Below are 2,935 nucleotides of genomic sequence, written 5' to 3'. Positions count from 1 at the left end.
GGCCAGGGACTGTGTGAACTTGGTTGGTCTGCCTGTCATGGTCCTGCCTTCTGATCGGCTGGGTATTATCGGAGAACTCTGGTGTGCGCGAAGTTGCAGCGACGCCGCAACAAACGGCAGCTTTCCTCGTTCGGTGTGGCATTGAGCGCCTTGGGAGGAAGAGATGCGGCTGGTAGCATTTCATTACGCGGGTGAGAAAGACCCAATTGTCTTCATCAATCCGGAACAGGTCGTAGCCGTGCGAGCATTCACAAGCAGCACCCATATCTACGTGTCGGTGCTGCAGAAGGATGGGGGACCGAGCTACTACCCAGTCCGAGAGAGCCTCGATGAGGTGGTCGCACTACTGACCGGCCACCTCTAAGCCGGCGTAGCGCGGCACTTGCCTTTCAGCAGCTCCGCGCAAATTCATATGAGGGAGAACAGAGCAACCACAGGAGGATGAAATGGCCGACAACAAGAAAGCACTTAAGCAGGACCGCAAAAGGGTCTCCGCTGAGCAACCCTATGAGGTCAGCTATTTCCGGAAAAAGCACGGACTTACGGTTGCCCAGGCAAGGGACATTATCAAGAAGGCCGGAAATAACAGAGACAAGGCTAACGAGCTCGCGGAGCAGCAAAAGAAATAGGCCAGTCGAGCAGCATTGCGACCAGGTATACCCCTACTGTTTATCGGAAACGGAGAAATACTACCTATAAGTTATTATTGTTGACGTCTGTACAAACGGTATAATGGACAGGAATTAATAACGCCGGGGGGCCGTTATAATGCGTTTCCTGCTTCTTGTAATCTTCAGCATTTGTTCAACTGGTTTCGCGCTGGCCTGCAGCCTGGACGAGTTGTCCAGCTGTCAAAACCTGAACCAATCTTGCATCAGCTTATGCCTCACCCATCAAGACGCCACCCTGCGAGACAACTGCCTCTATGGCGGCGACGGCTGCAAAGTAAGATCTGACGCCTGCTATGCTCAATGTCCCGCGTTCCGCCTGATTAAACCGAAAAAGACACATCGGATTACATTAACCCAGTCTGCGTCTCGTTAGTTGAATTTCAGTCGACTTCTAGTCACGCGCGTGGTTTACTAGAAGATGTAAATTCAGTTGAGGGGATCAACCATGAAATACTTCAGAACCGCTCTCGCAGCGGCCGTATTCGCTTTGTCTGCAGCCAGCGCTTTCGCCCATGGCGGCGGCCTCAACAAAAATGGCTGCCATACCAATCACAAGACCGGCGACTATCACTGTCATTGATCGTTTGGCACAGGCGAATGGAGGTAAGACTATGCCGATTTATGCGGTAGAGCTGAAGCGGCCAATCGAGCAAGCGGGGCACCTAGCCATTGCGGACGATCGATCGCTCACAGACCTGGCAGACACCCTTTATGGGGCAGGTTTCATAGAGACGACCGATGTGACCGCCTTCCCAGGTCGGGCTAAGCGCGAAAGACGAATGGTCCTCTTTCTGGGCGACGTAAGCCGTATCTACGCGGACGATTGATCAAGTTGCGGAGCATGTGGGACACAAAAGCGTCCGGCAAATCCTGAACGCATTTCTTCCATCGTGCGGATTGCTGTTTATCCGCGTGGACCGGCGCTCTGCGCACTGAACATCCACAAATCAGTGCGCAGAAGATAACCGAAGGGTTATGGTTATTCAAGCCCGCCACCCAGATTACCCAACGTTTTCATCGTTTCTGTTATGAATGCACGCGAGGAAGGCGTGGCCAGGCTGGATGACAGGCCTCCTCCAAGCTCCGTGAATTGAGCCCTTCGTATTCTCCGGGTCGAAGATTTCGCGCGGCGCCCTGGCTGCTTCCGATCGAGTTCCTCTTCCCGCTGCCGGCGAGCACGGGCAAGAAGGAAGTTCTGTTCCTGCTCCCACTCGATGTAGCGCAGTCTGTCGATCGTCTCCTGGGGAAACTCGAACGGCATGGGGCGCTGTTCGAACGATTTGGTGAAGCGCAGGATCTTGCTCACGCCGTTCACCTCTTCGACCTTTCGGAAATCGTCAGGCCCGATGTTGACGAACATGTATCCTACGAAGGTGGGGAAGCGACGCTCGATCCAATGGCCTTGTCGATGATGGCGGACTTCGATCCGATAGCTTGGCATGAACGCTTCGAAGCCCTCGTTTCGAAGGTTCCGCTCTATGATGCTTTCGCCCTTCCGGTCCTGCCCTTCCCGCATTGATGGGCAACGCTGCGCGCCAGGCGCGGCCTTCACTGCAAACCATGTCTCAACCGGCGCGCATCGCCTGGCCTCGCCTTTCCTTGCCTGAAGGAATTCGGTTTCCGAAACGGCTTCAGCGTTCGGACGTCCGGAAACTCTCACGTTCATGCCAGCCTCTTCTTGATCAGGTTGCGACGCTCCGGCGTCATCCGCACATAAGAAGGACGCCAGTTTATCGGGTTGGGGGAGAAGACGCGTCTGGGCGGGTCGATCTGATACCAGTCGCCGTCGGCGTCGAGGAAGAACTGCAATCCCTCTGCTGCGAAGTGGCCCACCATATCGTCGAAGAGCAGGTCGCAGATCAGTCCAGTACCGCGCGGCGCCGAGCTCATCGGACGCCACGGGTTCTCTCGGTCGTGTGCTTCTCGTTCCTGTCGTTCCCTGATGGTCATCCTTGCTCCTTTCTCGCGCTGGCCGCCTTCTCTGCGAGGTACGTTGCCGGATCGATCCGCCTCACCTCGGAAGCAGCTCCGAAAGTGCCGAGCTTATGGTCGCGGTATGCGCGCTCGCCGGCCGGGTCGAACTTGGCGGCCGCGACCGATCGCACCCAGCCAGGCGCCTTTGCGGCATTGACCTTCATCCGGTGTTCGTCCCTGGCCGCCTCTCTCTTGCTCACCTTCTTTCCGGTGCGCTTCGCTGGCTTCTCCGGCTTGCCCCAGAAGACTTTCCTATTGCTGCGAGGCTTGCCAATCGTGTCATGGTCGAT

Annotated in this window: 7 protein-coding genes; 4 read left to right on the top strand and 3 right to left on the bottom strand. The window is 56.1% G+C overall.

The features are described 5' to 3' along the window. The first annotated feature begins 163 nt into the window (after positions 1-163). The 4 genes from A7X77_RS31160 to A7X77_RS31150 all read left to right on the top strand — a co-directional run bounded on the left by A7X77_RS31160 (position 164) and on the right by A7X77_RS31150 (position 1,498). A complete protein-coding gene (locus tag A7X77_RS31160) occupies positions 164-364 on the top strand; it encodes a hypothetical protein (RefSeq protein WP_064686633.1) in 201 nt (66 codons plus the stop codon). Between the two features lie 82 nt (positions 365-446). Next, positions 447-629 carry a DUF3606 domain-containing protein gene (locus A7X77_RS31155; RefSeq protein ID WP_064686632.1) on the top strand — a complete coding sequence of 61 codons (183 nt, stop codon included), beginning with the start codon at positions 447-449 and terminating at the stop codon, positions 627-629. Between the two features lie 487 nt (positions 630-1,116). Next, positions 1,117-1,251 (top strand): YHYH domain-containing protein, encoded by a 135-nt coding sequence (locus A7X77_RS33280; protein ID WP_156668195.1) that lies wholly within the window; start codon positions 1,117-1,119, stop codon positions 1,249-1,251. A 31-nt stretch (positions 1,252-1,282) separates the two neighbouring features. Next, complete coding sequence (locus A7X77_RS31150) at positions 1,283-1,498, top strand: hypothetical protein (RefSeq protein ID WP_064686631.1); 216 nt, start codon at positions 1,283-1,285, stop codon at positions 1,496-1,498. A 152-nt stretch (positions 1,499-1,650) separates the two neighbouring features. Here the strand turns inward: A7X77_RS31150 and A7X77_RS32855 are convergent, their stop codons facing one another. The 3 genes from A7X77_RS32855 to A7X77_RS31135 form a co-directional block, all read right to left on the bottom strand. Beyond that, positions 1,651-2,337 (bottom strand): transcription termination/antitermination NusG family protein, encoded by a 687-nt coding sequence (locus A7X77_RS32855; protein WP_082928902.1) that lies wholly within the window; start codon positions 2,335-2,337, stop codon positions 1,651-1,653. After that, on the bottom strand, positions 2,334-2,621 hold the full coding sequence (locus tag A7X77_RS31140) for a hypothetical protein (protein WP_064686629.1): 288 nt from the start codon (positions 2,619-2,621) through the stop codon (positions 2,334-2,336). Before A7X77_RS31140 ends, A7X77_RS32855 begins: the two co-directional genes overlap by 4 nt. Further along, positions 2,618-2,935: hypothetical protein (locus A7X77_RS31135; protein ID WP_210179777.1), on the bottom strand; the 318-nt coding region annotated here is incomplete at its 5' end. The genes A7X77_RS31135 and A7X77_RS31140, both read right to left, overlap by 4 nt.

The sequence above is a fragment of the Rhizobium bangladeshense genome, assembly GCF_001662075.1.
Classification (GTDB): domain Bacteria; phylum Pseudomonadota; class Alphaproteobacteria; order Rhizobiales; family Rhizobiaceae; genus Rhizobium; species Rhizobium bangladeshense_B.
The sequence above is the reverse complement of the archived record's forward strand: the minus strand, read 5'-3'. Positions and strand labels throughout refer to the sequence as shown.